Source organism: Prevotella sp. P4-119 (genome assembly GCF_002251345.1).
GTDB lineage: Bacteria > Bacteroidota > Bacteroidia > Bacteroidales > Bacteroidaceae > Prevotella.
The window spans coordinates 1-1,230 of the sequence record NZ_NPJB01000033.1 but is presented as its reverse complement, the minus strand read 5'-3'; the positions used below and the strand labels follow the sequence as shown (position 1 = coordinate 1,230).

The following is a 1,230-nucleotide window of genomic DNA, read 5'->3' as shown; positions in this document are numbered from 1 at the left end:
CGAAGTCCTTCACCGTGGTATTCTCGTCGATGGCGAGACCTCCGAGGTTGATGCTGGTCACCGCCTTGTCGCCAGTACCCTTCACCGAGATAGAGGGCAGCGTGCCTTGGGTGATCTGATAGGGAGCAGCGATGCATGCGCCGCCATCCGATTCAGCCTTGGTGAGATAGACAGGAGCAGCCACGCTGTTCGCACGGACGAACATGTTGTAGTCGGTGTGGTACTGCGCTTTCCTCTCGAAGGCGTTTTTCAGCAGCGGAACGAGTCCTGCATACATGCGGACGATGTTCACCCATTTCATGCGCTGACGCTGTTGTCCCTTGGTGCGGGTGTTGCGTACCTTGGTCACTTTCTCCGATACTACGGTACGACCGTTAACAGTCTTGAAAGTCAACTGACCAGCCGATCCACTCATTTTTTTGATAAGTCCATTTAGAATAGCCATTTTGTTTCCCCCCGTTTGTTAGACCAGTGGGGGTTCTGGGGAATAGTTGTTAGTAATTCAAGTTTCGCAACTGAGGGAATTGATTGAAGTTAAAGAAGTTATCACTCCCTACGGTCGTTCGGGAAGTTAAGAGACAATAGCCTTTTGCCGTAAGACGTAGGACATTTGTCCTTTAACTTCTCTCTAACTTCCCTAACTTCCCTTAACTTCCCCACATGCGATAGTTCAGTTAGTTAATAAGTTAGTTAGCACCCATTCCCACATCGTCGGTTTCTCCTTTTCAGTTCCCATGTTCCTCCCATTTTGTCCCATCGTTGTCCGCCTAATTTTGGGATTTAGTGCGGATTCACTGGTGACTTACTGAGGAGTTGCCCACGTCTGTGTGCGGACGGAATGTGCTGTGCGATGAGTGATTCTCTCTTGAACCACGGTGCCGCCTATCTTGGACGCCAGTGCAAAGGTACGAAGAAAAATAATCGGTTGTTCCACTTTTCCCACGGCTTGTGACCACTTTTCCCACGGCTTGTTACATTTCCCTGTGTATCAGTTGGTTACAAAGCCAAATTTTGAAGTGTAAATCTTGGCGGTTATTGTATATTGCTGAATATAAGGAAGATAGGTGGAACACTATACTTTTATTGGCTTGAAACTGTGGTAGGATCATGGGTGAGAATTAGACGCTGTAAAGAAAAGAGCCGAAAACGGTATTTTTCAGTGAAACGCAAAAATGGCGTTACAGCGTTACAATATAACAATATAACAGTTTTGAAAAACCAAAATCAAAA

Annotated in this window: 1 protein-coding gene; it reads right to left on the bottom strand. The window is 46.6% G+C overall.

Going from position 1 to position 1,230, the window contains the following annotated elements; translation table 11 throughout:
- The coding region (locus tag CIK89_RS04270; protein ID WP_144007343.1) for a hypothetical protein at window positions 1-445 on the bottom strand (445 nt) is incomplete at its 3' end.
- Between the last annotated feature and the right edge of the window lie 785 nt (window positions 446-1,230).